This window comes from Streptacidiphilus rugosus AM-16 (genome assembly GCF_000744655.1).
Lineage (GTDB): Bacteria > Actinomycetota > Actinomycetes > Streptomycetales > Streptomycetaceae > Streptacidiphilus > Streptacidiphilus rugosus.
This window is the reverse complement of sequence record NZ_JQMJ01000001.1, coordinates 426,861-452,834: the sequence shown is the minus strand read 5'-3', so window position 1 is coordinate 452,834 and position 25,974 is coordinate 426,861. Positions and strand designations below refer to the sequence as shown.

Sequence of the window (25,974 nt, the reverse complement as noted above, 5' to 3'; positions counted from 1 at the left end):
TGTGCGGCTGGGCGCCTGCATCCCGCGTGCAGGGCTCTTCGATGGTGAACCAGACCTGACAACTGTCAAGCATCTGGGTGAGAAGGGAGTCGGGCGTATTGAGGTGTAATTGCTCCACCGGGTATGACGCGCAGTCATGTACGTACCCGAGACCCCGAACGGAGAACCGGCCTCGTGGTCAGGGGTAGTCAATGACGTTGGACTGCGGGAAGCTCCACGGTGAGCCGTTTGGCGCAGGCCTCAACGATGGCAGGGGCGACGGAGGGCATGTGAGACCGCCACGCGACATTGGCATTGACCTCGCAGACAGTGAACGTTCCGTCGGCCTGGAAGAGCAGATCGACTCCGGCGACAGTCAGCCCGAGGGCCTCGGCCGCTCGGACAGCGAGCTCTTCACCCAGGGGATATGTTCCCGTGCACAGGGAAGAAGTTCCTCCGCGGGAGATGTTGGACGTCAAGCTTCCGTCGGCGCTGGTGCGGACCTGGGCTGCGACCGCGGTCCCGTCGACAACCACTACCCGCAGGTCACGGCCATGGGAATGCGCGACGTAGTCCTGGAAGATGTGGGGGCCCACGTCGGTGTCGCACAGCTCGCGCAGTGACGCGACATCCGGGGCCAGGAAGACGCCGCGGCCGCGGTGGCCACGGATGGGCTTGACCACGCAGGGTTCCGGGAGTCCCGCGGTGACCGCCTGAGCAAGGCCGCCGACCGTGTACGTATACGTGTCGGGCACTGGGATCCCTGCCGTGGCGAGCTGTTGCAGATGCCAGAACTTGTTCACACAGGACAGCACGGCGTCGATCGGATTGAGGAGTGTGGCGCCCATTGTCTGCAACTGCCGCAACAGGGTCACCTCACGGTCGGTGGACAATCGGGGCGTGGACAACCTTGCGTAGACGACACGCGGTACGGGCACGGGCCGCCACTGAAGGTCGTGCAGGGTGAGCCTCCCGTCGTGCACGCCGGGCAGCAGGTCACCGGTTCTGACCACGGCACAGCGGGCGCCAAAAGCCCCTTGGAACGCTGCGCCGAGCTGCTCGGAGACGAAGTCTTGATCAAGATCGGCCCCGAGGAGGAGCCACACCTCTGCGGCCCTGGGCTCGACCCTGGTGGCCGCGGACTCCGCGGGAGAGAAAACCTGGCGCGCAAAGGCGACGGCTGGACTGCTCACAGGACTGCTCCTCGATGATGCCCAGCCGGTGACGACCGAGCTGACTGGCATACGCAGATTGCGTCATGGCCAAGAGGAGGAACATGCGTCTTCGGGCAGCGGAACGGGCGCGCAGCGGCCAGCCTTGCGCGCGGCGCGCAACGGCGTGTCGCCGGTGCGCGTTCCCACTCCGCCCGCCGCCCTCGGGCCGGGACCAGCTGCGCCAGGGCTCAACCCGCGGCCGGCCGCGGCACGGAGAGCAGCCGCCGACGGCGTTTCCCCGAGCCACCGACCAGGTGGTCCCACTTAGGATCCGGGCGACCGGGCACCGTGCGGCCGAGCTTCGACCACGCCGCTTCCAGCTCGCGGAACACGGAAGACTGCCGCCCGCGACCAGTGTCAGCCCCGGGGCACGTAATCACACCAGGCCCGTGACCTGCCACTTCACGATGCACACCACTCAGTGAGCCCTTTCCAACCTGACCGTGCTGGCCGCGGGTTGGGCATGCAGGGCTGTACGAAGTGGCGAAGCTCCTGGTAGACGGGTTCACGACCAAGATCACCCGTTGTCGACCAGGAGCTTCGTCGTGCTTGTCTACCGGTCCGCGATCGACCTGTCCAGTTCGGCCCTGCGGCTCCTGTCCCGCCACCTGGCCGAGCGGCGGAAGCAGCTGAAGACGCGATGGCGACGACTGTCGACGGGCCGACAGGCCCTGCTCGCCCTCGCGCACCTCCGCTGCGGCGACACCTACCAGCGCCTGGCCGCCGCTTTCGGCATCGGGGTGGCCACCGCTTACCGCTATGTCCGCGAAGCCGTCGACGTCCTCGCCGCCCTGGCCCCGACCCTCCAGCAGGCCGTTCAGGCGGCCACCAGCAAGGCGTTCGTCATCCTGGACGGCACCCTTGCTGCCCATCGACCGCGTCGCCGCCGACCGCCCCTACTACTCGGGCAAGCACAAGAAGCACGGCATGAACGTGCAGGTACTCACCGATCCGTTCGGACGCCTGCTGTGGGCCTCTCCCGCCCTGCCCGGCGCGGTCCACGACATCAAGGCCGCCCGCACCCACGGCATCATCGACGCCCTCACCGCCGCCGGCGTCCGCTGCTGGGCCGACAAGGGCTACCAGGGCGCCCGCGGCACGGTCCGCGTCCCCTACCGAGGCCGCTGGGCCAAGCTCTCCGCCGGCCAGAAGGCCGTCAACCTCTCCCACGCGAAGATCCGCGCGGTAGGCGAGCAGGCCATGGCCACACTCAAGGGCTGGCGGCTCCTGCGCAAGCTCCGCTGCAGCCCCAGCCGCATCACCAACATCGTCAAAGCCGTCCTCGCCCTGCACCTCAACACGTCAACATGAGGTTGGAAAAGGCTCAGTGACTCCGCGACCGGGGCGGTCCCGCCATGCCCCCGTGCTACCGCAGATCGGACGCCATCCGATCCGGGAACGGGGGCCGGTACGCAGCCATGCACCGCTCCGGGGTTCGGCATCACGGGTCGCCCTGCCTGTGCATCCCAGGAACAGGCAGGGCGACCCGTCCGACTGACGTGGCGGGAGCTCAGTTCTTTACGGCGGTAAACAACCCGCGGCGCACCCCGGGCGCCGGGGGGCGGGCTGCCGCGCCGAAGGACGACCGGCGGTCCGGATTCACCGCTGCGCCAGCGCGGCGGCCAGCTCCTTTGCGGAAAGGGCTGCGTCAGCATGCGCTTGCGTCTCAGATTCGTCGGCAAGGCCGACCAGTGCGGACATGGCCGGGTCGGTGCGGGCCAGGGTGAGTTCCGGCATGATCACGTCGACCTTCAGGCCCATCATGCCGCCGAGCACCGCCTCCAGGTATCCCTGCACGAAGTCGAACCCCTCACGCGGGGTGCCGGGCCGGTAGGAGCCGCCACGCGAGGCAACCACGACCACAGGCTTGCCCGCAGCCGATTGGGCGGCGCCCGCCGTACGGCCCATCACAATGACGTGGTCCAGCCACGCCTTCAGGGAGGAGGGGATGGCGAGATTGTGCATCGGGGCGCCGATCAGCACCGCGTCGGCGGCCTCGAGTTCGGCGACCAGTTCCGCCCGTAGCGCGAACGCGGCCTGCTGCTGCGCAGTGTGCTGCTCGGGGGAGCTGAAGGCGGCCGTGATGCCGTGCACGTCGAGGTGGGGCAGCGGAACGGCGGCCAGGTCGCGGTGGATCACCGTCCCGCCCGGGTGCTGCTCGCTCCAGGTCTTCACGAACGTCTCGGCGACTTTGCGGGAGGCGGAGCCCATGAGAGGGAACGGGGAGGAGTTGATGTGCAGCAGGGTGGCCATGGGGTTTCTCCATTCAGAGGTGCTGAATGAATGTTCCGTCTGCTGCAGGCATCTGTCAAGCCTGAGCTTCGCGACCCCAGGCCGAGCAAGGACGCCCGCGATCAAGCCGCAGTTCTACCTATCCACCTGCGCTACTACACCGAGGCTGATCGGACAGTCGCACCCCTGCAGCCCAACTGCGGCGGGTGGCAACTAACACCACTTGGAGTGAATATTCATTCAAACCGTGCCCCTACTACTGTCCACACAAGGGAGGCTGCCCGCATGGCACTGACAGCGAGGCCGTCGACGCATCGACCACGCTGCACGACACGGTCCACCTCGCCCAGGCCGCGGAGCAGCTCGGCTTCCACCGATTCTGGGTCGCCGAGCATCACAGCGTGCCCGGCATCCTCGGCGGGTGCAGTTCCTCTGAAGGGAGCTGTTGAGCTCTGGGAACGGTGAGCGGGGCTGTGCTCTGGGCCGGTCGTCTCTACCTTGATGGTGGAGGAGGGGTGGCCGATGGGCTCGCTTTTCGAGGAGTTGGAAGCGCGCGAGGCAGCCGCGCGGGTTCGGGTGGAGGAGTTGGAAGCCGAGCTCGCTGAGCTTGCCGGGAAGCTGGAGCTGGCCCGGGAGGGCTTGGAGCGGTTGCGGATCGCTCGCGAGACGGTCGCCGAAGTGCTCGCGGAGATGACTCCGGAGAGGTTGGCGGTTGCCGCCGCCGGCCCGCCGATCCCGGGTGAACGGGTGGCGTCGGCGTATGCGGGAGCCGAGCGGCAGGTCATCGGGGTGCTGACGGTGCCGAACTGGCAGCCCGGGATGGGGGCGGAGGTCCTGCCGCGGGTGTATCGGGACATTCTGGAGGTGGTGGCGGACGCGCCGGGGCCGGTCCGCGCCAAGCAGATCGTGCCCAGGATCGGGCTCCCGGCCGAGACCGGGAAGATCGAGGGCACCCGGTCGAAGCTGAAGCGGCTGGTGGAGCGGGGCTGGCTGGACGAGGACAACCCGGGCATGTTCACTCCAGCCCGTCGCCGAACGGGACGGACGCCCAACTCCCGTTAACAGCAGGGCTCTTCCGCGCCTACATTCGAAGGTGCGACCCAAAACGAAGCACGACGGGAAGAGCCCTGGAGATGACACGGTACGACACTCATGCCACCACTGACCCGTTTGCGCGCTCCCTCAGCGCCTTCGAGACGCTGACCACCACCCTGTCGGGCAACGATGCGAGCACATGGACCCACGCTGACCTGGAGGAATACCTCGACGTGGCCGGGCGGGACCTGCTTCGCCTGCTGCTGCAGGACCACCTGGACCTGCGCGCCCAGCGCGAGGAGAAGCAGGTCCGGGCCGGCGCAAGGCCGGTCGTGGTCGGGCCCGAAGGGCGGGTGCGGCCCTGGCGGGAGACGGGACACTCGCGCTGGCTGGCCAGCGTGTTCGGGATGGTCCGGGTCACCCGGGTCGCCCACCGAGGCCCGAGCGTGGGCAACGTGCATCCCGCTGATGCCATGCTGTCGCTGCCGGCGGGCCGGCACTCGGCAGGATTACGGCGGCTCGCAGTCACCGAAGCCGTCCGTGGCTCGTTCGACCAGGCCCACGACGCGATCGAGCGCCGATGCGGAAACGTACTCGGTAAACGCAGGCTGGAAGAGCTCGTGGTCGCCGCGGCAGTCGACGTCGACGGCTTCTACCGCACCCAGATCCCGGTCCCGTGCAGCCGCGAGATGCCGCTGGTGATCCAGGTGGACGGCAAGGGCGTGGTCATGCGCCCGGAAGGTCTGCGGGAAGCCACTCGCAGAGCCGCTGCCAGCAAAGCCGGCGGCCACCGGGGTCGGCTCGCGCCCGGCGAGAAGCCGAACCGGAAGCGGATGGCGACCGTGGCCTGCGTGTTCGACACCCATCCGGCGCCCAGACGTCCCCACGATGTGATCCACCCACCCGGCGGTCGCAGCGGCGAGCGTTCCGCTCGTCCGGGGCCGAGGGCCGAAGGCAAGTGGTGCACCGCTTCCCTGGTCCGGCCGCCCGAGCAGGTCATCGCCGACGTCTTCGACCAGGCCCGGGCCCGTGACCCGAACCACCTGCGGCCGTGGGTGGTTCTGGTCGACGGTGCCCGTCACCAGCTCGACCTGATCGATGCGGAGAGCGTTCGACGCGGCGTCACGGTGCATGTCCTGCTGGACTTTGTGCACGTCGCCGAATACGTCTGGGCTGCTGCCCACGCGTTCCACAAGCCCGGCACCACTGCGGCCGAGGCCTGGGCGGCCGACCATCTGACGGCGATCCTCGCAGGTCAAGCGGCCCGGGTTGCCCAGGAGATGACCGCCGAGGCAGAGCGGGAACACCTGTCGGCCGCTCGTTGCGAGGCCGTCGATGCCTGCCACCGCTACTTGACCGGCCACCTTGACCAGCTCCGCTACGACACCGCGCTCGAAAGCGGCTGGCCGATCGCCACCGGCGCGGTCGAGGGCGCTTGCCGCCATGATCGCCGACCGTCTCGACATCACCGGCGCCCGCTGGAGCCTGCACGGGGCCGAAGCCGTCCTGCGACTGCGTGCCGTCGTCTCCAACGGAGACCTCGACCTCTACTGGCGCTTTCATGCCGCGCGCGAGCACGAGCGGCTCTACTCAACCCCCGGCCAGCGGAAATATGCGCTGTCCGCTTGATCGCGGCAGCACCTTCTCAGGCGGTTCGTGACGGGCAATCCGGCACGTCGTCGACGGCGGCTACTTGAGGAGCCGGAAGTTCGGCGTCGCGGCGAAGGCACGGAGGAACGCGCCAGCGCCGAGAGCGAATGCTCCCGAATCGTCTGTGTCGGGGGCTACGTGGAGCACGCCCGGCAGCGTTCGAGCGAGGTCGACCTGGTGGTCCAGGAGCTCGATGATCGCGGTGCCACCCGTGACATCCGTGATCGCAGCTGTCAGAAGGGCCGTGGCCACGTGGTCGACCCTGCCGTTGCACATCGCGATGACGTTGATCATGTTGGCGGGGGTGAAGCCGAGCAGCGCAGGCAGATACTCAGACTCCGGTTCAGCGAACCGGCCTTGATCATAGTGGTCCCCGTCCTCATAACCGGGGCCGGACACATCCAGCAGGAAGGGGCGCGGGCCGTCCCGATCGCTTTCAGTGATCCCCAGGTGGCGGGGCTCCACGGAGAGATCCCAGAACCCGCGCTTCGCATGCTCAAGAGGAGGGCGCACCAGATTCAGCAGGCAGGAGTCCAGCTGAGCCTCTACCTCATCGGTGAGACGGTCTGGAAGCGCGATACTGACTACTGGTCCTGCCATGTCCGGGATCTTCGCACAGCGATAGGTCCCGGCGACATCCGATTCCATTGGCAACCGCGTCGGGGGGCAGACCCCATGCCGCCTCCACTCAGGAGGAACCGCACCCATCCTCGGCTCCGCGCCGACTGCCCTCGCCACGGCCGTGGCCGCGTCGACCTCGGCCATCCGGGTGGGCACCGGCGGGGTCATGCTTCCCGGACACCGTCCTATGATCGTCGCGGAGCAGTTCGGTGTCCTGGACGCGCTCTTCCCGGGGCGGATCGACATGGGCGTGGGCCGCTCACTGGGCTTCACCCGTGCGGTGCGAGAGGCTCTCGGGCAGCGGGATGAGGACTTCCGGGGTTCTAGCACCAGCTGAGGGAACTGCTGGGCTGGCTCTCCGGGACGCAGAGCGCCTTTGCCGACTCCTCGCCCGCCTTGCGGGGCTCACCCCGCGGCCGACGGGTCCGCGGAACGCAGGGTGAGCTGTCACCGCTGACCTCTGCTGCTTCAAACACGGCTGCCTGTGCGGCCCGGCAGCAGGGCAGACCTTTCCGCTCCCTCACCGCCTCTCCTCCCCCTGATCTCCCCCGGGGAGCTCCATAGAGTCGAAGCAAAGATCGATCTCCGGATTCCTGCGGTGAGGTGGGTACCCAACATGAACGAAAGCAACGCGATTCTCCGCGCACCACGTGCGAGTCGGGTCCGGGCGGCGGCGGGGCGATCGGTCACCGTCCTGGCCGGTCTCGGCGCCCTGGTCGGCGGTCTGGCCGTGGCGTCCCCTGCGCACGCGGTCACCCCGGTCCCGTGCAGCGCCACGGCCCTGACCGCTGCGATCAACGCAGCCAACGCGAACGCGGGCGGCACCGTAACCCTCACCCCCGGCTGCGTCTACGACTTTCTTCAGCCCCCCGCACCGGGTGCCGGGGCCGCGCTCCCGACCATCACCAGCCCCATCACAGTGAACGGGAACGGTGCCACCATCCAGCGCGACCCGAGTGCCCCGCTGTTCCGGCTGCTCGACATCGGTGACCACGGCCGGCTCACCGCCGGCGTGCTCACCCTCAAGGGGGGCCACACCGCCCCCCTTTCCAGCGGGCAGGACGCGGGTGGAGCGGTATTGGTCGAGACCGGGGGCGCCCTGTACGGCAGCGGGCTCACCGTCACGCACAACGCCGCGACCGAAGGCGGAGGAATCATGAACGCCGCTGGCGCGACCGCCACGCTGAACGCCAGCACCGTCAGCGACAACACCGCGCAGAACTCCGGCAGCGGGGTCGGCGGCGGCATCAGCAACAACGGCACCCTCACCCTTACCGCGTCCCGGCTCCAGAACAACCAGGCCGACTTCGCCGGTGGAGGATTCGATCAGGACAGCGGCACGTCCAGCATCGACGGCACCGTCATCAGCGGCAACACCGCAGACTACGGCGGAGGGATCGACCACGACGGCGGTCCCGTGACCGTCACCGCCAGCAGCGTCGACAACAATCGCGGCACCGCCGCCGACGCGACCGGAGCAGGCGGGGGCATCTGGAACGACGCCCCACTCACCATCAGCGCCAGCGCTATCACGCACAACCAGGCGTCCGACCCGACTGGGAGCGCAGGGGGAATCGCCAACGAGTCCGGTGCCACGCTCGTCCTCAAAGTGAGCTCCATCAGCGCGAACACAGCCGGAGGCCAGGCCGGGGGCCTGTACAACAGCGACGCCGGCACGACTGCCACGCTCTACCTGAGCAGCGTCACGGGTAACACGTCCGGCACCGGCCCGGGCGGCGTGTTCAACTCCGCCACGGTGCACAACACGTTCTCGGTCATCCAGGGCAACACTCCCTCCAACTGCAAGGGAAGCCTCAACTCCGTACCAGGCTGCGTCAACTGACCCCGTCGGCGCCGTTCACCGGACCCGGCCTGCTGGCAGGCCGGGTCCGGTGAACGGCCGGATCGTGCGACCGGTTCTCAGCTCTCCTGCTGGGATTCGCTCGTGATCACCGAGAAGGGCGCCCCGTGCGGGTCGGCGAGCGTGGCCATCCGCCCTACGCCGGACATCGTCTCGGGCTGGTCCAGCACCTTACCGCCGAGGGCCTTGGCCTTTTCCGTGGTGGCGTCGCAGTCGGCGACCTCGAAGTAGATTCGCCAGCCGGGCTTCTCCCCCGGCCTGGCCGGCATCAGGCCGCCGAATGCGTCCTTGTCGTCGGCCGTGCAGAGAGTGGTGTAGGTCATGCCGCCAGGCATGTCCATGTCCTTGACCTGCCAGCTGAAGAGGTGGTCGTAGAACGTTCGGGCGGCGGCCGTGTCCGGGGTGTGCAACTCGGTCCAGCACAGGGTTCCCGGCGTGTTCACTGCGCCGAGCGCCTGGGTCTTGCCGGGCTTCCAGAGCGCGAACTGGGCGCCCTGGGCGTCAGTGAACTGGCCCATTCGGCCTTCGTCCATCACGTCCATGGGTGCCACACGGACATGGCCGCCGGCTTGGTCGACGCTCTTGGCGGCGACGTCGATGTCGTGCGTACCGAAGTAGACGGTCCACGACCCAGAGGCGGCCTCCTCGCTCAGGGGGCCGCACGCCGCGGCGGTCTTGCCCCCCTGCTGGAAGAAGACATAGCCGCCGGCCTCGGGGCCGGCGGAGGCGGCAGTCCAGCCGAAGAGCTGGGTGTAGAAGGCCGTGGTGGCCTTCACGTCCGGGCTGCCCAGGTCGATCCAGACCGGGCCGCCGTCGACGAAGGTGGTGCTGAGCATCGCTACTCCTGAGGTGAGGGCTGCGTGAGTCCTCCCCGGCCGATCCGGGCGGGGACACTCGGTGTGAGCCGCCTCACAGTCTTTCGCACCGCACCGGCCACCGCCCGTCGGGCGGCGTCGGAGCAGAACCCGCGTCCGATCCGCAGGAGGGTGGCCGCCAGCCGCGGTGTAGCCGTCAGCCGGCGAACGCGGTCAGACCCTGGGGGGTGCCGAGACCGGTCGGGCCGTCGTAGTGCGGGCCGGCGGCGCACAGGTAGGACGGCGAGCAGGAGGTGGTGGCGCCTGTGGTGACGTCGTTGAGGGCGCCTGGCACGGTGGCTGCAGCGTGGTAGGGGTCGGCGGCCGGAACGGCGGGCTGGGAGGTTCCGGCGTCGGCGTACACCGCCGCGATCAACGGGGCACCGACGCTGGTGCCACCGTAGACCTGCCAGCCGTTGGCGCCGTAGCTCTGGTAGACGGCGACGCCGGTGGCTGGATCGGCGACGGCGGAGACGTCGGCGATGGTCCGGCGAGAGCAGCCGGAGTCGGTCTGCCAGCCGGGCTTGGCCTCGTAGGCGGAGCAGCCCGAGCCTGTGCCCTCGGTGCTGCTGGTCGACCAGGCGCTCTCACTCCAGCCGCGGGGGCTGCTGCTCGAACGCACCAGCGAGGTGCCGCCCACGGCGGTCACGTCAGGTGAGGCGGCAGGGTACTCCGGGCCGTAGCCGCTGTCGCCGCTGCTGGCCGTGATGGCGACCCCCGGATGGTTGAAGTACTCGCTGTCCCAGTTGAGTTCGATTCCTGTCTCGGCACCGCCGTAACTGTTGGAGACAAACCTGGCACCGAGTTTGACGGCCTCGTTCACGGCACTGCCAAGAGCGGGAATGGTGGCGCTGCTCGCTTCGACCAGGACGATACGGGCGTTCGGGGCGATCGCGGAGACCATGTCCAGGTCGAGAGAGATCTCCCCGGACCAGCCGGCGTTGTTGCGGGGCAGGCGTGTGGTACTGCCGGTCTGACTGACCTGCTTGAAACAGCCGCTGGCGACCGTGCAGGCGGGCAGGCCGTACTGGGACCGGTAGACGGCCAGGTCGGCGGCCGCGTGCGGATCGTTGAAGGCGTCGACAACCGCCACGGTCTGTCCGGTCCCGCCATTGGCGGGGATCCCGTACGCGCCGCGCAGGTCCAGCGGACCGAATCCGGTTGGCAGCACCTGCGCGGTCACCCCGAAGGCGTGGACGTGCTCGGTGGCCGCGGTGACCCGCAGCGCTCCGCAGGCCGCCTGTCCAAGACTGTTCACCTGGGCGCAGGCGCGGGTCCAGGACACCCGCGGAGCCGCGGTGGCGCCCCCCGCGCCCATGATGCAGGAGGCGGCAACGGTCGCGGCCGCGGTCAGAGGAAGGACCACTCGTCGCAGCGCAAGCGCCGGAATCGGGAAGGGCACAGGACAACCTCCTCGGTCAGCGCCACGGTTGGGCGGATCGAACATCCGGTCAGGGTCCTCAGCGTGGGCGCACGGCCGGGCGCCGCGAAGGTGCCACCGGGCAGACCTTCGGGTCACGGGAGGCTCCTGGCATCCCGCCTGCGGCACAGGCTGACCGGTGTGTCTGCGGGGCACACTCCCCGAAGCGGTCAGGCGTTCGTCGACGGCTCCCGGTCGAATCCCTTGGCGGGCGCCAGCCCCGACGCTCGTGAGGTTGCCCGAACGGATGCCCTTGCCGCCCTCCCCCGCCCCTGCGTGATCGGCAGAGCCTCAAAGGGTTTCGATCCGAGCGCTATGTCAGGAGCAGCGATGGACGCCTGCCTGCCCTACGCCAGCCTGCTGCCCGGCGAGGCGCCCCAGGTGCCGACGGTGCCCTGGCGGACCGAGCTGGGGCCGCAAGTGCCGCTGAAGTGGCCACGGGTCGGGCAGGCGGCTGCCGCCGTCGACGGCGCTCTGTTCGCCTCGTCCACTCGCCAGGAACCGATTCCCACCGCGAGCACGGCCAAGATCATGACAGCGCTCCTGTTCCTGCGGTGCTTCCCCCTGCGTACCGGCAAGCCCGGCCCGAGCTTCACCGTCTCCGCCGCAGAGGCCGCCCGCTACCTGGACCGGGTCGCCAACGGCGAGAGCCTGGTGCCCGTCTGCGAAGGTCAGCGATTCACCGAGCGCCAGGCTCTGCACGCCCTGTTGGCCGTGTCCGCCAACAACATCGCCGAGGAGATCGCCAGGTGGTGCGCCGGCAGCCGCGCCGGCTTCGTCACCGAGATGAACGCCCTCGCCCGAGCGCTCAGCATGACTTCCACCCGCTACACCGACCCCAGCGGCCTGGACGCCGCCACCGTCAGCACCGCAACGGACCAGGTCGCACTCCTCCGTGCGGCACTGCGGGTCCCCGGCTTCCGTGAGGTTGCCGGTTCCTCCTACACCGACCCCACCGGACGACAGCACGCCAACACCAACCCCCTGCTGGGCCGCCTCGGCGTCTTCGCGGGCAAGACCGGCACCACCACCGCGGCTGGCAGAAACCTGGTGCTGGCTGCCCGGCCACCGGCCCGCGGCCGACGGCCGATCATCATCGCGGTCATGGCCCAACCCACGGACACGCCGATAGCGACGGCCGCCGGTGCTCTGCTCACCAGCGCCGCGACGCTGTCTTCCGCAGCGTCCGGCCGCAGGGCGAAGGCCACCGCCGCCGTGCTTCCGGCAGCGGGGCCGTCGGATGAGGGCGCCGGGTCTCCTCTCCCGCTTGCGCGGTGAAGGGGGACCGTGCGACCGTCCGTCAGGCCTGCCTGCCGCCCTTACCCATCCGTGTCCGTTGCTGCCAGCTGCACCCAGCGGCGCTCGCGCGCGGACCGGCGCACAGCGTCCAGGACGCGGGCGAGGGCCAGCCCGTCGGCGAAGGTCGCCGGGATCGGGCCGGGCAGGGGCTTGCCGTCCTCGATAAGCGATCTGAAGGTGGCGGCGAGCCGCGTGTAGGGGGTCAGGTCGATGCCGGTGGCGTGCAGCCGGTCGTAGGCGGTGACGAGCAGGTCGGGGGGCGGGGGTTCGGGCGCAGCGGCGGCCGGGTCCGGCGGGGCCACGAGCGTGGTCCGCCCGTGGACGTCCGCCAGGCACACCTGGTCCCCCTCGATCCACAGGCTGCCGCTCGAACCGGTGATCCGGGTGGTCATGAGAAGGGGGCCGGACGAGGCGATGCTGGACTGTGCCACGCCGTCGACACCTGTGGCGAGCTCGAAGTGGATCGAGTAAGCGTCCTCGGCGGTTCCGCTGCCGCGCTCGCGGGTGCGGGTCAGGCCGGCGGACAGGCCCGCGAACTCGCCGAGGGTGGTGCGGATCTGATCGATACCGTGGGCGGCGTGGGCGTTGAGCCATCCGCCGCCGAACTCGGGGTCGAACCACCAGGCGGGGGCGGTGGCCCGGGGGTCCGCGAACATCGGGAGCAGGGTGAGCAAGGTGGCCAGACGTGGCGTGCCGATGGCACCGTCCGCGACCGCGCGGGCGGCCAGGGCTTGCGCGGTGGCATAGCGGAACTCGCAACCGACCAGGTGGACCACTCCGGCGCGTTCGGCGGCGGTGAGCATCCGGGCGGCCTCGGCTGCGTTGCGGCCGAAGGGCTTCTCGCACAGGACGTGCTTTCCGGCCTGCACCGCCTGCAGGACGATGTCGGCGTGGGCGGACGGGGGCGTGGCAACCGTCACGGCGTCGATGCCGGGGTGGGCCAGGGCCGCAGCCACGTCGGTGAAGGCGTGCGGGATGCCCAGGCGCGCCGCACGCTGCGCGGTGCGGTCCGCGTCGCGGCCGACGAGGGCGTGGACGGTGAAGCCGGCCCGGCGCAGCGCGGGGACGTGCGTGAGACAGCCGTATCCGGTGCCAACGACAGCGACGCCCGAGCCGCTCGGGAGGTTCGGGTTGCGGGTCATCGTGGGGTCTCCATCAGGGCGGCGAGGTCGGCGCGGCGCAGTTGGCCGGTGGCGCCCGTCCGGGGCAGGGCGTCAAGGATCGTGAGGCTGCGCGGGTGCTTGTAGGCCGGAAGGCGGCCGTTGAGGTGGTTGCGCAGGTCGGAGAGGGTCGGTGGGGCGGACCGGTTGTGGGGCACCACGGCGCAACAGATCACCTCTCCCCAGCGTGGGTGGGGCAGGCCGACGACGCCGACCTCGCGGACCGCTGGGTGGTCGGCGAGAGCCTGTTCGACCTCGGTCGGGGAGACGGCTTCGCCCCCGGTGCGAATCAGGTCGCCCGTGCGCCCGGTGAGGGTGATGCGTCCGTCGGCGTCGAGGTCGCACAGGTCGCCGGTGCGGTACCAGCCGCGGTCGAAGGCGTCGTCGGTGGCGGCGGGATCGTCGAGGTAGCCGTCGAACAACAGCGGGCCGCGCACCTGGACTTCTCCTTCACTGCTGCGGCGCAGCCGGACGCCGGTACCGGGGACGCCGACGCTGCCGGGATGGGCGAGGAGGTCGGCGCCGTCGATGGAGGCGATGTTGCCGGCCTCGGTCGAGCCGTAGAAGACGCGCAGGTAGGCGCGGGGGCTGGCCGACCGGACAGCGGAGAGCAGGTCCGGCGTGACGGCGCTGGTGCCGGTGTCGGCGAAGCGGAGGGTGGCCAGGGCCGTGGGGTCCTCCTCCAGGACGCGGTCCCACACGGCGGGGATGCAGTACAGGCGGGTGGCCTGGTGGGCGCGTACGGCATGGCCGATGGCCGTACCGTCGGCCCGGCGCGTGTAGACGACCCGGTCGCGGGCCTGCCATTGCTGCAAGGAGATGGTCCAGGCGGCCATGTGGGTGAGCGGGAAGGAACACACGGCGGCGCCGCGGGGTTCGAGCTGGGAGCCGGGGTGGGAGCGCAGGTAGTTGACGCGGTGGGACAAGACGATGCCTTTGGGCCGGCCGGTGGTGCCGGAGGTGAAGAAGACGGCGTGCGGATCCGTCTCGCGGAGGGCGGCGGGAGGTCGTCCGGCCCGTGGGGGGCTCTCAGCCTCAGTGGCGGTGGAGTACAGGGGAATGCGGTACGCCTCGGCGAGGCGGCGCAGGTCGTTCCCGGGCGAGGCGGTGGTGATCAGGAGCGCAGGGGCCAGGGCGAGCAGGAGGCGGGAGAGCTCCGCGTCGGGGAGGGCGGCGGCGACGGGACTGAAGACGGCGCCCAGTTTGGCGAGCGCGGCGAACACGGTGACGGCGTCGAGACTGGTGTCCAGGAGGACGGCGACCCGGTCACCGGCGCGCACCCCGTGCGCGTGGATCGTGTCGGCCATGCGGTCGGACCGGGTGTCGAGCTGCCCGAAGGTGAGGCGGTCATCGTCGAGCGCCACGGCGGTCTGCCCGGGGGCGGCACGGGCGGCGTTGGTGAAGATGTCTCCGATGAGCAGCTGTTCCATCTCTCTCCTTGCGTGGGTATCCCCGGCTTCGGCCGGGGAGGGAAACGCATCCCTGGGGTGAGCGTCACGGAGTGACGCAGTATCATCAATGACCTGCTCTCGGGCAGCGGTCAGGGCTTGGCCGTCATGAGGGTCCACGGACCCGGGTGAGAAGCCCCCTCGTTCACGAGGGGGAGGAGTCACGCGCGCTCCCTCGTGCGTCCCTGTGACCGCGGCTCAGTTCTTCAGTTCGACGATGATTTCCAGGTAGTGCTCGGTGCCCGTGTTGTGGGCCGTTTCGATGCCGCCGCGCGACACGTGGAGCACCGCGCCGGGGGTGACCGGGGCTTCCAGGTACTCGCGGAACGGTCCATGGCTGTCCGGTTCCGGCTCGACGGCGATGCGGTCGCCGCGGACCTGGATGAGCAGGTGGTCCAGCTCGTGGTGGTGGGTGTCGCTGCGTTCGCCCGGCTCCAGCCGCAGTTCCCAGACGCGGACGTGCTGGTCTTCGAAGAGGATCGCGGTTCCGGGGTTGCCGAGGCGGCGAGGTGTGCCCATCTCTCTCCTTGCGTGGGTATCCCCGGCCTCGGCCGGGGAGGGAAACGCATCCCTGGGGTGAGCGCCACGGAGTGACGCAGTATCATCAGTGACCTGCTCTCGGGCAGCGGTCAGGGCTTGGCCGTCATGAGGGTCCACGGACCCGGGTGAGAAGCCCCCTCGTTCACGAGGGGGAGGAGTCACGGTGCGTCTCTCCCTGTGGTGTGCGTGCGGGGCTGTGCGCGTCAGTAGCCCTGCGCCGGGTCGTAACGGTTGATCAGCGGCTGTCCTGCCAGGTAACGCGTCAGGTTCTGTTGGAGCAGGGCGAACAGGCCGGTGAAGTGCGCGGCAGGGGATGCCGCGGCATGCGGTGACAGCGCGAGATTCGGGGCGGACCACAGCTGGCTGTCGGCGGGGAGCGGCTCGACCGCGGTGACGTCGAGAGCAGCTGCGGCCAGGTGCCCGCTGCGCAGGGCGGTGACCAGCGCATCCTCCATGACCAGGGATCCGCGGCCGACGTTGCAGAAGAAACTGCCAGGGGGCATCGCCGCGAAGGCCTCCTTGTCCATCCAGCCGGTGGTCGCCGGGGTTTCGGGCAGGGCGGCGATGACGGCGTCGCACTGGGCGAGCATGGCGTGCAGGCCTTCCGGCGGATAGAGGGCGTCGACGGGCGGGTGCGGTGAACGGGGGCGGCGTGCGACAGCCAGGACGCGCATGCCGAACGCCTGGGCACGGGTGGCGATGTGGGTTCCGATGGTGCCGGCGCCGAGGATGCCCAGGGTGGTTCCGGTGAGCTGTTGCCCGTGGCAGGGCGTCCAGCGGCGGTCTGTCTGGAGGCGGGCCAGGTCGTCGAAGCGTTTTATGTGCCACAGCAGGCGGGCCAGGGCGAACTCGGCGACGGCGGCTGCGTTGGCTCCTGATCCGGTGGTGATCCGGACTCCGTGGGCGGTGAGCTTCGCGACCGGAAGGTGGCCCACGCCGGCGCCGAGGCACTGAACCCAGCGCAGGCGGGGAGCGGTGCGGGTCACGTCCTCGGGCAGTTTGAGGGCGAGCACCGCCGTCAGCCGTGCGGCGATGTCGCCGGCTGCCCCGGCCTCGCGGTCCAGGCGGCAGCGCACGACACGGACGCGTGGGCTGATGGCGTGGAGTTCGGCGAGGTCGGCGGCGATGCGGTCCGGCGGTCGTGGGTCCCAGGCGGGCGGGTAGGCCAGCCCCACGGTGACGGTGGCCTCGTCCACGGGTCTCCTCCAGTGGCGGGGTTGGGAGGTGCGGTCATGTTGTCGGTCTGGTGGTGTCCTTGACGACGCCGAGGATCTGGTCGGGGCCGCGTCGCTGGACCAGGTAGTCGGGGGCTTCGGTGGTGTCGACGAACCATCCGGTGGGGCACATGGTGAGTATTTCCACGAGGGCGAACCCGTGCTGCCGGGCTCGCAGGGCGCCGTGGATGAGCTTCTTGGTCCGGTGGACGTTCACGGCGGAGTTGACCGCCCCACGGGCGACGTAGCGGGTGCCGTCGAGCCGGGCGACGAGGTCGCTCAGCTCGATCGGGTGACCGTGCCGGGCGGCGTCGCGGCCCTCGAGGGTGTTCTTGGTGCGCTGGCCCAGCGGTGTGGCGGCGGTCATGTGCCCGCCGGTTTCACCGAGGACGCCGTTGTCGAGCATGAAGCAGGCAATGCGTTCGCCGCGGGCGGCGGCGTGCAGGACTTCCTGCAACCCCTCGTTGACCATGTCGCCGTCGCCTTGGACGGTGAGGACGGTCAGTTCGGGGCGGGCACGGACCAGGCCGGTCGCCACCGAGGGGGCGCGTCCGTGGAGGGCCTGGACGACTTCGATGTCCAGGTTGTTGGAAAAGGCGGTGTAACAGCCGATCCCGAAGACGGCCACGCAGGCGCGGGTGAGGTCGAGTTCGGCCACGGCTTCGACGATCGCGCGGAGCGCGACGGGCTCGCCGCAGCCGGGGCACAGTTGGTGGGCGCCGACGTCGATGAGGTCCGGGGTGCGGTCGTGCAGCAAGGTGGCCGGGCGGGTGGGCGCCGTGGCGGAGGGGATGATGGGCAACATGGGTCGGTCGGTCATGGCATGGCCTCCTCGATGCGGCGGCTGAGGATCCGCACGTCCAGGTCCGGGGCGATTCCGAAGCCGGAGGCGTCCATCGACAGGCCACCGATCCAGCGGACCGGCACGCGCCCCTCCACCGCCAGGCGGACGTCGTCGAGCGCTTGGCCGGTGTTGTTCTCGTAGACGGCGACGGCGCGTGCGCTGCCGGTCAGCCGCGCGATCGCGGCTGACGGGAAGGGCACCAGGGTGACCGGGCGGAGGTAGCCGACGCGGGCTCCGCGTGCGCGCAGCTCACGGACCGCTGCGCGCACGTAGGCGGCCGGCGTGCCGTAGGCGATCACGACCAGTTCGGCGTCGTCGAGGTAGAGGCTCTCGGTCTGCGGCGGCAGGCACCGGAGCATGGTGGCGGTGCGGGCCGCGGCATCGTGGTAGTGGACGGACAGGTCGTAGCCGGCTTCGCCGCCGAGGCCGTCGCGTTGCTTGGTGGTGCCTAGCGGGGAGATCAGTTTCGCGTGGCCGCTACCGCCCGTGGTGCCGTCCAGGCTCCACGGCGGCGGCAGCGGAGTGCTGCGGGTCGGCTCTGCAACGGAGCGGTGGGTGTGGGCGAGGTAGTAGTCGCCCAGGACCAGCACCGGGGTGCGCCAGGCCTCGGCCCAGGTGAAGGCCAGTTTCACATGGGCGACTGCTTCGGCCACGTCGATCGGCGCGAGTACGGGCAGCCGGTAGTCGCCGTGGCCGCCGCCTCGGGTGGCCTGGAAGTAGTCGCCCTGTCCGCGGGCCATGTCGACGACCACCAGCGGCAGTCGTGCCAGAGCCATTTCGGCCAGGGATTCCTGCATCAGGGACAGTCCCTGGCCGGTCGACCCGGTGGCGGCGAGGGTGCCCGCCGCAGCGGCGCCCCAGCACATGCCGATCGCCTCGATCTCGCTCTCGGCGTTCAAGCAGACGCCGCCGGCCTGCGGCAGACGGCGGGCCATGGCTTCGAGGATTTCGGTGAAGGGGGTCATCGGATATCCGGCGAAGAAACGGCAGCCGGCCGCGACCATCGCGGCGGCGATCACGTCCGATCCGGCCGGCAGCGGAGTGGGAGCCACGGCGATCACGCGTCACCGTCCGGATCGGGCCGGTCGAATCGGTAGACCTGGAAGACGAAGTCGGGGCAGATGGCAGTGCAGGCGGTGCAGCCGATACAGCCGGCCAACAGCTGCGGGTAGCGGTGGCCCCGCACGTTGACCTGGTCGGTGGTCATGACCAGGACCGAGGCCGGGCAGGCCGCGATACACAGCTCGCAGCCCTTGCACGCCTCCTGGTCGATCACCACGGTGCCCGCGCTCACCGGGTCGCCTCCGCAGGCTCCCAGGCGGGTGCCTCGCAGCGGGCCACCGAGTGGTAGCCGATGGTCAGCGCCTTGATACCGGTAGGCTCGTGCCGGCGGCGGTAGGACGGCAGGACGGCGGGCAGGGCCGCGACAAGGGCGTCGAGGGTCACCAGTTCGGTGGCTCTGCAGTAAGCGCCCACCGCCACCAAGGTCGCGGCGGGCGCGCCCTGGCCGACCACGAGGTCGCCGGTGGCCACCTCCAGTACGTGCGGGCCACCGCTCTCGGGTCGTGAGCGGCACAGGGAGCTGTTGACCACGAGCAGTCCGTCGGGCCGAAGCCGGGCGAGTACGCCCTCGGCGTAGGCGTCGTGCATGACGATCGCCGACCACGCCGAGGACACGGTCGGCGGGCCTTGGACATCCGCACCCTCAGCAGCGATCAGGGTTGCCTCGGTGGCACCGCCGCGCATCATGCCGCCATAGCTTCCGAACAGTTGCACGCCGCGGCCGCAGGCGGCCAGCGCGGTGGCCATCAGTTGCGCGGCCAGCTGTATTCCCTGGCCGCCGATTCCGGTCAGCAACAGCTCGCGCTCCATAGTGCCTCCCTGCCACAAGATCTGACGTATCATCAGAACACTGTTCTCAGCATAGGGAGAGGCGTTCCCGGACGCCAGAACGCGGCAATGCGAACCGGACGCGTGTTCCGGCGGGAAGGGGCGGGCCGTGGCACCACAAAGGACGGATCTGGTCACACGCGCGGTGCAGCGGCCACTCGCCGGCCGCTACGAAGCCTCCGCCGAGGAGGTCCGGCGGCTGCTCGACGGCGCCCTGGAGGTGATCGAGCGCACCGGGGACCTCGACCCGACCGTCCGCGCGATCCTGGCCGCCGCGGGGCTGTCCAACCAGGTCTTCTACCGCCACTTCCGATCCAAGGACGACCTGATGGCCGCCCTGCTGGACGACGGGCACCGCCGCTTGGCCGGCTCCCTTCGCCGTCGCATGGCCCAGGCAGCGGACCCGCCCGGCGCCGTACGAGCGTGGATCGAGGGCGTCCTCGCCCAAGCGGGCGATCCGCGCGCCGCGGCCCGCACCCGCCCCTTCCTTGCGCACGCCGACCGGCTGGCCTCGCGCCTCCCGAGGGAACGCCAGGTGTCCGAGCAGGCCGTGATCGACCCACTGGCGGAAGCGCTGGGCCACGCGTCTTCCGCACGCCGGTCCCCGGACTCCCCCCGCCGGTCCGGCCCGTCGACGCACGAGCGTGATGCACGCACCGTCTATCTGCTGACCCTGGCCGTCCTGCACGACCATCTCCGGGCAGGCACGCACCCGACCCCGGACGACATCGACCACCTCGTCGCCTTCGTCCAGGGCGGGCTGCTCGGCAACCCCGCGTCGTGCGCCCCGCCCACCACGACGCGCGAGCGGGGCGCCCGATCCCGAAGCCGGAGGAAGCCGTGACACACCGCCTGCGCCCCGTCGGACTGCCGTTCCTGTCCGACGCGCCGCACCGCTACACCTTCACCGAGCCCGTGGCCGCGCCCCGAGCCGTCGTGTTCGCGTCGATCAGCGCCGATCCGTCCACCTGGACCGTCTGGTTCCCCCGACTGCGGGGCGGCGCCTACCTCAGCGCGCCACCCCATGGGGTGGGCACGGTGCGGCAGGCCGACACCGACGGCATCGTCTACCGGGAGACCATGCTGGCCTGGCAGACGCCCTCACGTTGGGCGTACCGGCTCGACTCCTGCTCACAGCCGCTGGCCGAAGCCCTCGCCGAGGACTGGGTGCTGCACGACGCGGGCGGAGGAACCTTGGTCGAGTGGACGTTCGCGATCGACCCGGGCCCTTTGGTCGCGCCGCACATGGATCAGCTGCCCGCCCGGCTGCGCACCACCTTCCGCACCGCGATGAACGCGTTGAGCCTCACGCTCGGCGGGTGAGGCCAGCCCGACGGCGCATCAGGACATGGCCATGGGCTGCTCGGGTGGTTGCTCCGACGGCGGCCGTGACGGGGGTTCGGAACGGGCTGTTCGGAGCGTGAATCGGTTCAGAGTGCCGGCCAAAGTGGTCAGGCTGAGCGGTTTGGTGAGGTAGTCGTCCATTCCCGCCGCAAGGCATGCGTCGTGATCTTCGGGCATGGCGCTCGCGGTGAGAGCGATGATGTACGGACGCTGTTCCTGCGGCCATTCGCGGTAGATGGCGCGCGATGCGTCGAGGCCGTTCATGACAGGCATGTGAACGTCCATCAGCACCAGGTCATAGGGCTTCCGCCGAAGGGCTTCCAGGACCTGCTCACCGTTTCCGACCACATCCGCCGCGTAGCCGATCGTGTTGAGCATGCGCAGGGCGACCTTCTGGTTGACGTTGTTGTCCTCCGCCAGAAGGATAAGCAGGGGCTTCAACTCTTCGGCGGCCGGCTCCGGTTCAGCGGTTTCTTGCGGCTGCTGTGTCGCCTCGTGCGGGTTGAGGACCTGGCGCAGGCTCTCGTAGAGTCGCTCGGCTTTGATGGGCTTGGTATGGCAGGCGACGAAGAGCGCTGTTTCGCTCCTGGAACTCTCCGGATTCCCGGTGGAGGTCAGCAGGAACATCGGCAGGCCCTGTCGCAAACGCGCGATTTCCCGGGCGAGCGCGTAACCGTCCATTTCAGGCATCTGCATGTCCAGGATCGCCGCATCGAACGGATCTCCCTCGCCGATCCAGGCAAGCGCCTGTCTCGGTGATCCTGTCGCGCGTACGTGCATACCCCAGGCGTCGGCCTGTCTGGTGATGATCATCTGGTTGGTGTGGTTGTCGTCGACGACGAGCAGGCGTTTGCCGCGTAGGGCGATGCGGGCTTCAGCCGGCTGCGGCGGCTGCGCAGCGGGTGTTGTGGTGGGGATGGTGAAGTGGAAGGTGGAACCACTGCCGGGCTCGGACTCAGCCCAGATGGTGCCGCCCATCAACTCGACCAGGCGGCTGCTGATGGCCAGCCCGAGGCCGGTGCCGCCGTACCGGCGGGTGGTGGAGGAGTCCAGTTGCTCGAAGACCCGAAAGAGCTGGGGGAGGCGGTCCGCGGGAATCCCCACGCCGCTGTCGCGCACGGAGAAGCGCAGCGTGAGGGCCTCCCCTCGAGGATCCTGCCGACCGGCGATCGCCCCGGTCCCCTGCCCGCCCTCGTGGTCGCCACCGCCGTCCGGGCTCATCCGGGTCACGGTCAGTACGATCTCTCCGCTGTCGGTGAACTTCACCGCGTTGTCGAGCAGGTTGATGAGGATCTGGCGCAACCGCACCGGGTCACCGACGATCCGGTCGGGCAGCGCGTCATCCATGACGTAGGCCAGATCGAGGCCCGCCTTCTTTCCGGCCTTGGGGGCGATCAAATCGAACGCCGCCTCGACGCACCCGAGCAGATCGACCGGAACCTGTTCGAGCTGGAATTTTCCGGCCTCGACCTTGGAGAAGTCGAGGATGTCGTTGATGATCGTCAGCAGGCTCTCCGCACTGTCCTGGATGGTTCGGGCATAGCTCTGCTGCTCCTCGTTCAGCGAGGTGCGGAGCAGCAGTTCTCCCATCCCCATGACGGCGTTCATGGGGGTGCGGATCTCGTGGCTCATATTGGCCAGGAATGCGCTCTTGGCCCGGTTCGCTGCTTCAGCCTCCTCTGCGGCCCTTTCGAGTGCCTCGCCAGCGATCTCGCGCTCCCGCACCCGGCCGAGCTGAGCGATGAGCCCGGCGATCAGCGCGACGGCCGCCTCACCTGGATCGCGCATCTCCGAGGTGAAGAACTCAACCACTCCGGCCGCGCCCTGGTGGATGACCACGGGGAAGGCTATGGTCCCGGCGAGGCCCGTTGCCGCGCGCAGTTCCTCGTCCCGCCCGGTGGCCGCAAGCGGTTCGGGGCCCTGCGGCGTGCCGCTCGCGTGGGCCCTCACCACCAAGGCCGACGCGGGGCGGTTCATCAGGCTCTCAATGGCGGCCGCGGGCCACGGGAGCTGCGTGTACCGCACCGGGGAGAGGCTCAGTTCGTTGGCGGCACCGATGTGTCTCCCCTGGGCGAGGTGCTCCACCATGTAGGCGCGTGCGCCGGCCCAGCCCATGTGGTCACAGATCAGGGGCAGGGCTTCAGCCAGGACCTCGTCCCAGGTCGTCGCCTTGTTCGCGGCGGTGGCCACGCCCTGCAGCAGGCTGAGGGAGCGGGTGCGCCGGCGAACTTTGTCCTCAACCGCGTGGTAGCTCTCCTGAAGGTGGTCGGCCATGGTGTTGAAGGTGGTGGCCAGCGTGCCGATCTCGTCCTGGCTGGTGACCTCGGCCCGGGTGTCGAGTTCGCCTTCGGCCAGGTTCTTCGCCGCGTCGGCCACGCGGGAGAGGTTGCGGGCGATCCGCCGGGATATCAACGTGGTCAACACGATGATCAGCGCCAGGCCGGTTCCGATGACCGCCAAGAGCACCGCGTTCTGCGTCTCGTCCTTGCTGATCCGCGAGTGCAGCATGCGCTGTTCCTGATCGAACATGGCGTTCCACAGCCGCGCGTGGGACTGCACAGCACGTCCTGTCAGCGCCTGGGCGTCCGCAGGGGTCAAGCCGGGCGCGGCGCCCCCCGGCGCTCTCGTGTTCGCCGTACCGACCAGGATGTTCACAGCCGTATTGGCCTGGTCCAGCAGCGGCTCCAGGGTGGGCCTGAGCGCTGTGTCGTTGTTGTTTGCCGGAGTGCCGTCGAAGGCGCGGCCGAGGGCGTCGTTCAGCCTGCTCAGTTGCTGGCTGATGAGCAGGCCGATTCCCTGGATTGCGCTGGCTCCCGACCCGCCGCCGGCGGGTGCGGCTCCCGCCAATGCGTCCCCGAGCTGGCTGATCTGATCGGTCAGCGGTGGCTCCAGGGCCAGCATCGCGGTGCCGGTGTAGAACGTGTCGAGCTGGGGATCGCGCTGCAGTCCGGAGGCGTCGCCCACGTAGGAGTAGAGCGACAGCACATCATCGACGAGTTTCCGTGTGGAGCCGAAGCTCAGGGCGTCAACGGGGCCCGTCGCCTTGACCAGGGTCCATTCACTCGCCAGCGCGGACGGCTCCAGTTGCCCTTTGCCCTCCGAGACCAGTGTCGAACTCAGAGTTCGCTGCAGCCCGGGGTCCGTCTGGGAGAGCCTCATGAAGTCGCCGTCGATCGCGGCCTCGACAGCTGCGATCGGCCGTTCTTTCACGCTGCCATGTGCGGCCTGCAGCGAGAGCGATCGATACGTGAACAGGTCGAGCGTTACTGAACTCAACGGGCGAAGGAAGTCGGTGGCCTGCATCTCCCGATTGGCCACGGTGATGCTGCTGCCGCGCTGGTCGAACAGGTAGACGGTGGCCACAACCAATGGCAGCAGGAACGCCAGCGCGATGGCACCGAGCTTGTGCCAGATGCGCAACCTCAACCGCCGGACCCGCCCGTACCACGGCCGTGACCGCTGCGCCGCCAGGCCCGAAGGAGCCGACCCGTCATGGCTCATCGAGATGCCTCGCCCTCAGCAGCGCCCGCAGCGCGAGAGCCGCTGGGTACTGCTCCCCTCAGTTTGAGGCAAAGGCGCCCGCTCCGCACCGAACATCGTGGCTGCACAAGCCGCGGAGGCCGGCCTGCCCCTCACTGGCCGACATGACCGTACTCCTTGCGCGCCTCCTCCAGGGCGCGGCGCGCAGCGCGGTAGGCGTCCGGCACCTGTGCCGCGGTGTCGGCGGCGCTTTGCCACTGCTCGGCGACGGCGAAACCCTCGAGTTCCCTGCACAGCGGCGCCAGCTGGTCCAGACCAAAAGTCTGGCCGTTGGACTTGAGCGTATGGGCGGCGCGGCGCAGGCGATCCGCGTCACGGCCCTCCAGGCCCCCGCGGATCTCGTCGACCAATTGCGCGGAGTCGTCAAGGAACACGTCGATCAGCTGGACGGCGAACTCGGCGTCGAGGGAGTCCACCAGCTCCTGCAGCACGGCCCGGTTGAGCACCGACACCATCGTCTCCCCTAGCCTTGTTCCGCCCGGTCCGCTCCGCGTCCTGTCGCGGGACATTATCGCCCCTGCCCACAGTATTTCATGGATGATCGCCCTGGCGACGTCGCACTGAAAAGCATACGGTCCGTTCTTCACATGGGCCTGCTTTCAATGCAAGGTGATCCCTTTGTTGATGAACCGGTCCGTGGCGATGTCCGTCGCCCGCAGATTTGCGATCACCTGCACGCCCTGCGCCTCGAATATCGACGAGAATGTCACGGCGACCGACTGAACACGGGCCATGTCCATTCCGCCGACCGGGCCGCTCCGGTCGTCCGCGACGATACCCAGAGATTTCATCGTCCTGGCGGCATAGTCCGCAATGGCCTGGTCGTAGGTCCAGCCGTCATGGTACTGCTGGACGATCGCGGCAAGCATCCCGTTCGTGGGCCCCGGATCGTGGATGTATTCGACTTGCGACCGCTGCAGTATCGGCACCAATTTAGTCAGGCATGGTGAGAGCGATCCGAGAGAACCTGTCCTCACCGACAGCGAGGCCTCGTAGATGTTGTACCCGACGTCGGCGAAAAGCTGGTACCTGATCGGCTTGTTCCACTCCGGCACGTCGTGCCGGTACACGTACGGCTCCTCCGTCGCGTAACCCTGCTGGGCGATGGTCGGATTGGTGACGAACCTGGCGGGCGAGCCGTCGTAACTGCTGTCGATCTGGGCCTGCTTCAGCACGCCTTCTCGGACGGCCAGCGGTACCCCGAATTCCATGAGCGTCACCAGAACCTTCGCACCGCTCCTTCCGATGTCGGCGATCCCTTTCCAGTCGGGGTGGGAGCCGGGGTCCCACATGAGCATCAGCGGGCTCTTTTCCAGCGGCGCGACGACGGCGGTGACGGGGAAGATCGCGGAGGTGGCCACCGCCGCATCAGTGCTCACCATGCCGAGTGTGATGTCCCGGTCCCTGTACATCTGCCCTTCCACCGATTGGAATCCGACGGCCGCACCGCCCGCCCGGACCTCGATATTCACCCCCGTGTTCACCCCGTCGATCACCAGCGGCCCGCTGACGCGCTTCCTGGTCTGGTCGATGTGGTAATCCGGTCCTATCAGGTGGTACAGGTAGGCGTGTTCGGCCTCGGGCTCCCAGTTCGTCTGGACGACGACGGTGGCCGGGCACACACCGGCCAGATCCACCGCCGCTGACGGAGATTTCAGCGCCGCTTTGGGCTGCTGGGCGCTGCAGCCGCAGAATGCCATCCCGGCGGCCAACGACGTGGCGATGACGCGACCCCCATGTGATACTCGCATGTTCGTTCCAGGGGCTGTGGCGTGCCCGAAGAGTCGAGCCTCACGTGCATCGTAAGCACACATGCGCTGGTCAGCTAC

Annotated in this window: 23 protein-coding genes and 2 pseudogenes; 9 read left to right on the top strand and 16 right to left on the bottom strand. The window is 69.4% G+C overall.

The genetic code is table 11. From position 1 onward, the window contains the following. Window positions 1–188: 188 nt before the first annotated feature. Entirely contained in the window at window positions 189–1,172 is a 984-nt protein-coding gene (locus BS83_RS41230) for a RimK family alpha-L-glutamate ligase (RefSeq protein WP_051942432.1), read from the bottom strand. A gap of 566 nt (window positions 1,173–1,738) precedes the next feature. On the opposite strand from BS83_RS41230, the pseudogene BS83_RS02010 reads away from it, so the two are divergent. Further along, window positions 1,739–2,504 (top strand): annotated as a pseudogene (locus BS83_RS02010) (transposase family protein). Between the two features lie 288 nt (window positions 2,505–2,792). On the opposite strand, the gene BS83_RS02005 reads toward BS83_RS02010, so the two are convergent. Further along, entirely contained in the window at window positions 2,793–3,446 is a 654-nt protein-coding gene (locus tag BS83_RS02005; RefSeq protein WP_037599938.1) for an FMN-dependent NADH-azoreductase, read from the bottom strand. 185 nt (window positions 3,447–3,631) lie between these two features. Between BS83_RS02005 and BS83_RS48175 the strand changes: the two genes are divergently transcribed. The 3 genes and pseudogenes from BS83_RS48175 to BS83_RS43270 all read left to right on the top strand — a co-directional run bounded on the left by BS83_RS48175 (window position 3,632) and on the right by BS83_RS43270 (window position 6,089). Beyond that, window positions 3,632–3,874, top strand: coding sequence for an LLM class flavin-dependent oxidoreductase (locus BS83_RS48175; protein ID WP_084713033.1), 243 nt, complete (start codon window positions 3,632–3,634; stop codon window positions 3,872–3,874). A gap of 52 nt (window positions 3,875–3,926) precedes the next feature. Continuing rightward, window positions 3,927–4,487 (top strand): helix-turn-helix domain-containing protein, encoded by a 561-nt coding sequence (locus tag BS83_RS02000; RefSeq protein WP_232247992.1) that lies wholly within the window; start codon window positions 3,927–3,929, stop codon window positions 4,485–4,487. Between the two features lie 71 nt (window positions 4,488–4,558). After that, window positions 4,559–6,089, top strand: a pseudogene (locus BS83_RS43270) (ISKra4 family transposase). Window positions 6,090–6,149: 60 nt separating this feature from the next. Here the strand turns inward: BS83_RS43270 and BS83_RS01990 are convergent. Then, entirely contained in the window at window positions 6,150–6,875 is a 726-nt protein-coding gene (locus BS83_RS01990) for a DUF6368 family protein (protein WP_157596755.1), read from the bottom strand. Between BS83_RS01990 and BS83_RS43265 the strand changes: the two genes are divergently transcribed. Further along, window positions 6,853–7,068, top strand: a complete 216-nt coding sequence (locus BS83_RS43265) for an LLM class flavin-dependent oxidoreductase (RefSeq protein ID WP_408640948.1) — start codon at window positions 6,853–6,855, stop codon at window positions 7,066–7,068. The two genes, BS83_RS01990 and BS83_RS43265, sit on opposite strands and share 23 nt — an antisense overlap. 279 nt (window positions 7,069–7,347) lie before the next feature. Then, window positions 7,348–8,574, top strand: a complete 1,227-nt coding sequence (locus BS83_RS01985) for a hypothetical protein (RefSeq protein WP_051942430.1) — start codon at window positions 7,348–7,350, stop codon at window positions 8,572–8,574. Window positions 8,575–8,651: 77 nt separating this feature from the next. On the opposite strand, the gene BS83_RS01980 is transcribed toward BS83_RS01985, so the two are convergent. Next, a complete protein-coding gene (locus tag BS83_RS01980) occupies window positions 8,652–9,428 on the bottom strand; it encodes a VOC family protein (protein WP_037599932.1) in 777 nt (258 codons plus the stop codon). Between the two features lie 175 nt (window positions 9,429–9,603). Next, window positions 9,604–10,764, bottom strand: coding sequence for a S53 family peptidase (locus BS83_RS01975; protein WP_408640955.1), 1,161 nt, complete (start codon window positions 10,762–10,764; stop codon window positions 9,604–9,606). Window positions 10,765–11,196: 432 nt separating this feature from the next. On the opposite strand from BS83_RS01975, the gene BS83_RS01970 reads away from it, so the two are divergent. Next, window positions 11,197–12,144 (top strand): D-alanyl-D-alanine carboxypeptidase family protein, encoded by a 948-nt coding sequence (locus BS83_RS01970; RefSeq protein ID WP_051942428.1) that lies wholly within the window; start codon window positions 11,197–11,199, stop codon window positions 12,142–12,144. A 41-nt stretch (window positions 12,145–12,185) separates the two neighbouring features. Here the strand turns inward: BS83_RS01970 and BS83_RS01965 are convergent, their stop codons facing one another. From BS83_RS01965 to BS83_RS01930, 8 genes are all read right to left on the bottom strand, one after another. Then, complete coding sequence (locus tag BS83_RS01965; protein WP_037599929.1) at window positions 12,186–13,307, bottom strand: Gfo/Idh/MocA family protein; 1,122 nt, start codon at window positions 13,305–13,307, stop codon at window positions 12,186–12,188. Beyond that, window positions 13,304–14,755: a class I adenylate-forming enzyme family protein gene (locus BS83_RS01960; protein ID WP_037599927.1), complete on the bottom strand. Its 1,452-nt coding sequence runs from the start codon at window positions 14,753–14,755 to the stop codon at window positions 13,304–13,306. Before BS83_RS01960 ends, BS83_RS01965 begins: the two co-directional genes overlap by 4 nt. Before the next feature lie 216 nt (window positions 14,756–14,971). Next, window positions 14,972–15,292 (bottom strand): hypothetical protein, encoded by a 321-nt coding sequence (locus BS83_RS01955; protein WP_037599924.1) that lies wholly within the window; start codon window positions 15,290–15,292, stop codon window positions 14,972–14,974. A 224-nt stretch (window positions 15,293–15,516) separates the two neighbouring features. Then, window positions 15,517–16,509 carry a D-2-hydroxyacid dehydrogenase gene (locus tag BS83_RS01950; protein ID WP_051942425.1) on the bottom strand — a complete coding sequence of 331 codons (993 nt, stop codon included), beginning with the start codon at window positions 16,507–16,509 and terminating at the stop codon, window positions 15,517–15,519. Between the two features lie 34 nt (window positions 16,510–16,543). Next, window positions 16,544–17,347 (bottom strand): thiamine pyrophosphate-dependent enzyme, encoded by an 804-nt coding sequence (locus tag BS83_RS01945; protein WP_051942422.1) that lies wholly within the window; start codon window positions 17,345–17,347, stop codon window positions 16,544–16,546. Beyond that, entirely contained in the window at window positions 17,344–18,432 is a 1,089-nt protein-coding gene (locus BS83_RS01940; RefSeq protein WP_037599922.1) for a hypothetical protein, read from the bottom strand. The genes BS83_RS01945 and BS83_RS01940 overlap by 4 nt, the downstream gene beginning before the upstream one ends. Beyond that, window positions 18,429–18,665 (bottom strand): 4Fe-4S dicluster domain-containing protein, encoded by a 237-nt coding sequence (locus BS83_RS01935; protein ID WP_037599919.1) that lies wholly within the window; start codon window positions 18,663–18,665, stop codon window positions 18,429–18,431. Before BS83_RS01935 ends, BS83_RS01940 begins: the two co-directional genes overlap by 4 nt. Further along, window positions 18,662–19,243: a 2-oxoacid:acceptor oxidoreductase family protein gene (locus BS83_RS01930; protein ID WP_037599917.1), complete on the bottom strand. Its 582-nt coding sequence runs from the start codon at window positions 19,241–19,243 to the stop codon at window positions 18,662–18,664. Before BS83_RS01930 ends, BS83_RS01935 begins: the two co-directional genes overlap by 4 nt. 127 nt (window positions 19,244–19,370) lie before the next feature. Here BS83_RS01930 and BS83_RS01925 point away from each other — a divergent pair, with 127 nt between their 5' ends. Together BS83_RS01925 and BS83_RS01920 are read left to right on the top strand one after the other, a co-directional pair. Continuing rightward, complete coding sequence (locus BS83_RS01925) at window positions 19,371–20,105, top strand: TetR/AcrR family transcriptional regulator (RefSeq protein ID WP_084713029.1); 735 nt, start codon at window positions 19,371–19,373, stop codon at window positions 20,103–20,105. After that, the gene (locus BS83_RS01920) at window positions 20,102–20,584 is read left to right on the top strand and encodes an SRPBCC family protein (protein ID WP_051942418.1); all 483 of its coding nucleotides are present in this window, start codon (window positions 20,102–20,104) and stop codon (window positions 20,582–20,584) included. The genes BS83_RS01925 and BS83_RS01920 overlap by 4 nt, the downstream gene beginning before the upstream one ends. Window positions 20,585–20,602: 18 nt before the next feature. Here BS83_RS01920 and BS83_RS41225 read toward each other — a convergent pair whose 3' ends face one another. The 3 genes from BS83_RS41225 to BS83_RS01905 form a co-directional block, all read right to left on the bottom strand. Then, on the bottom strand, window positions 20,603–24,106 hold the full coding sequence (locus BS83_RS41225) for a hybrid sensor histidine kinase/response regulator (protein WP_051942416.1): 3,504 nt from the start codon (window positions 24,104–24,106) through the stop codon (window positions 20,603–20,605). A gap of 131 nt (window positions 24,107–24,237) precedes the next feature. Continuing rightward, window positions 24,238–24,600, bottom strand: a complete 363-nt coding sequence (locus BS83_RS01910; RefSeq protein WP_051942414.1) for an Hpt domain-containing protein — start codon at window positions 24,598–24,600, stop codon at window positions 24,238–24,240. A gap of 144 nt (window positions 24,601–24,744) precedes the next feature. Then, window positions 24,745–25,857 (bottom strand): hypothetical protein, encoded by a 1,113-nt coding sequence (locus tag BS83_RS01905; RefSeq protein ID WP_157596750.1) that lies wholly within the window; start codon window positions 25,855–25,857, stop codon window positions 24,745–24,747. Window positions 25,858–25,974: the final 117 nt, after the last annotated feature.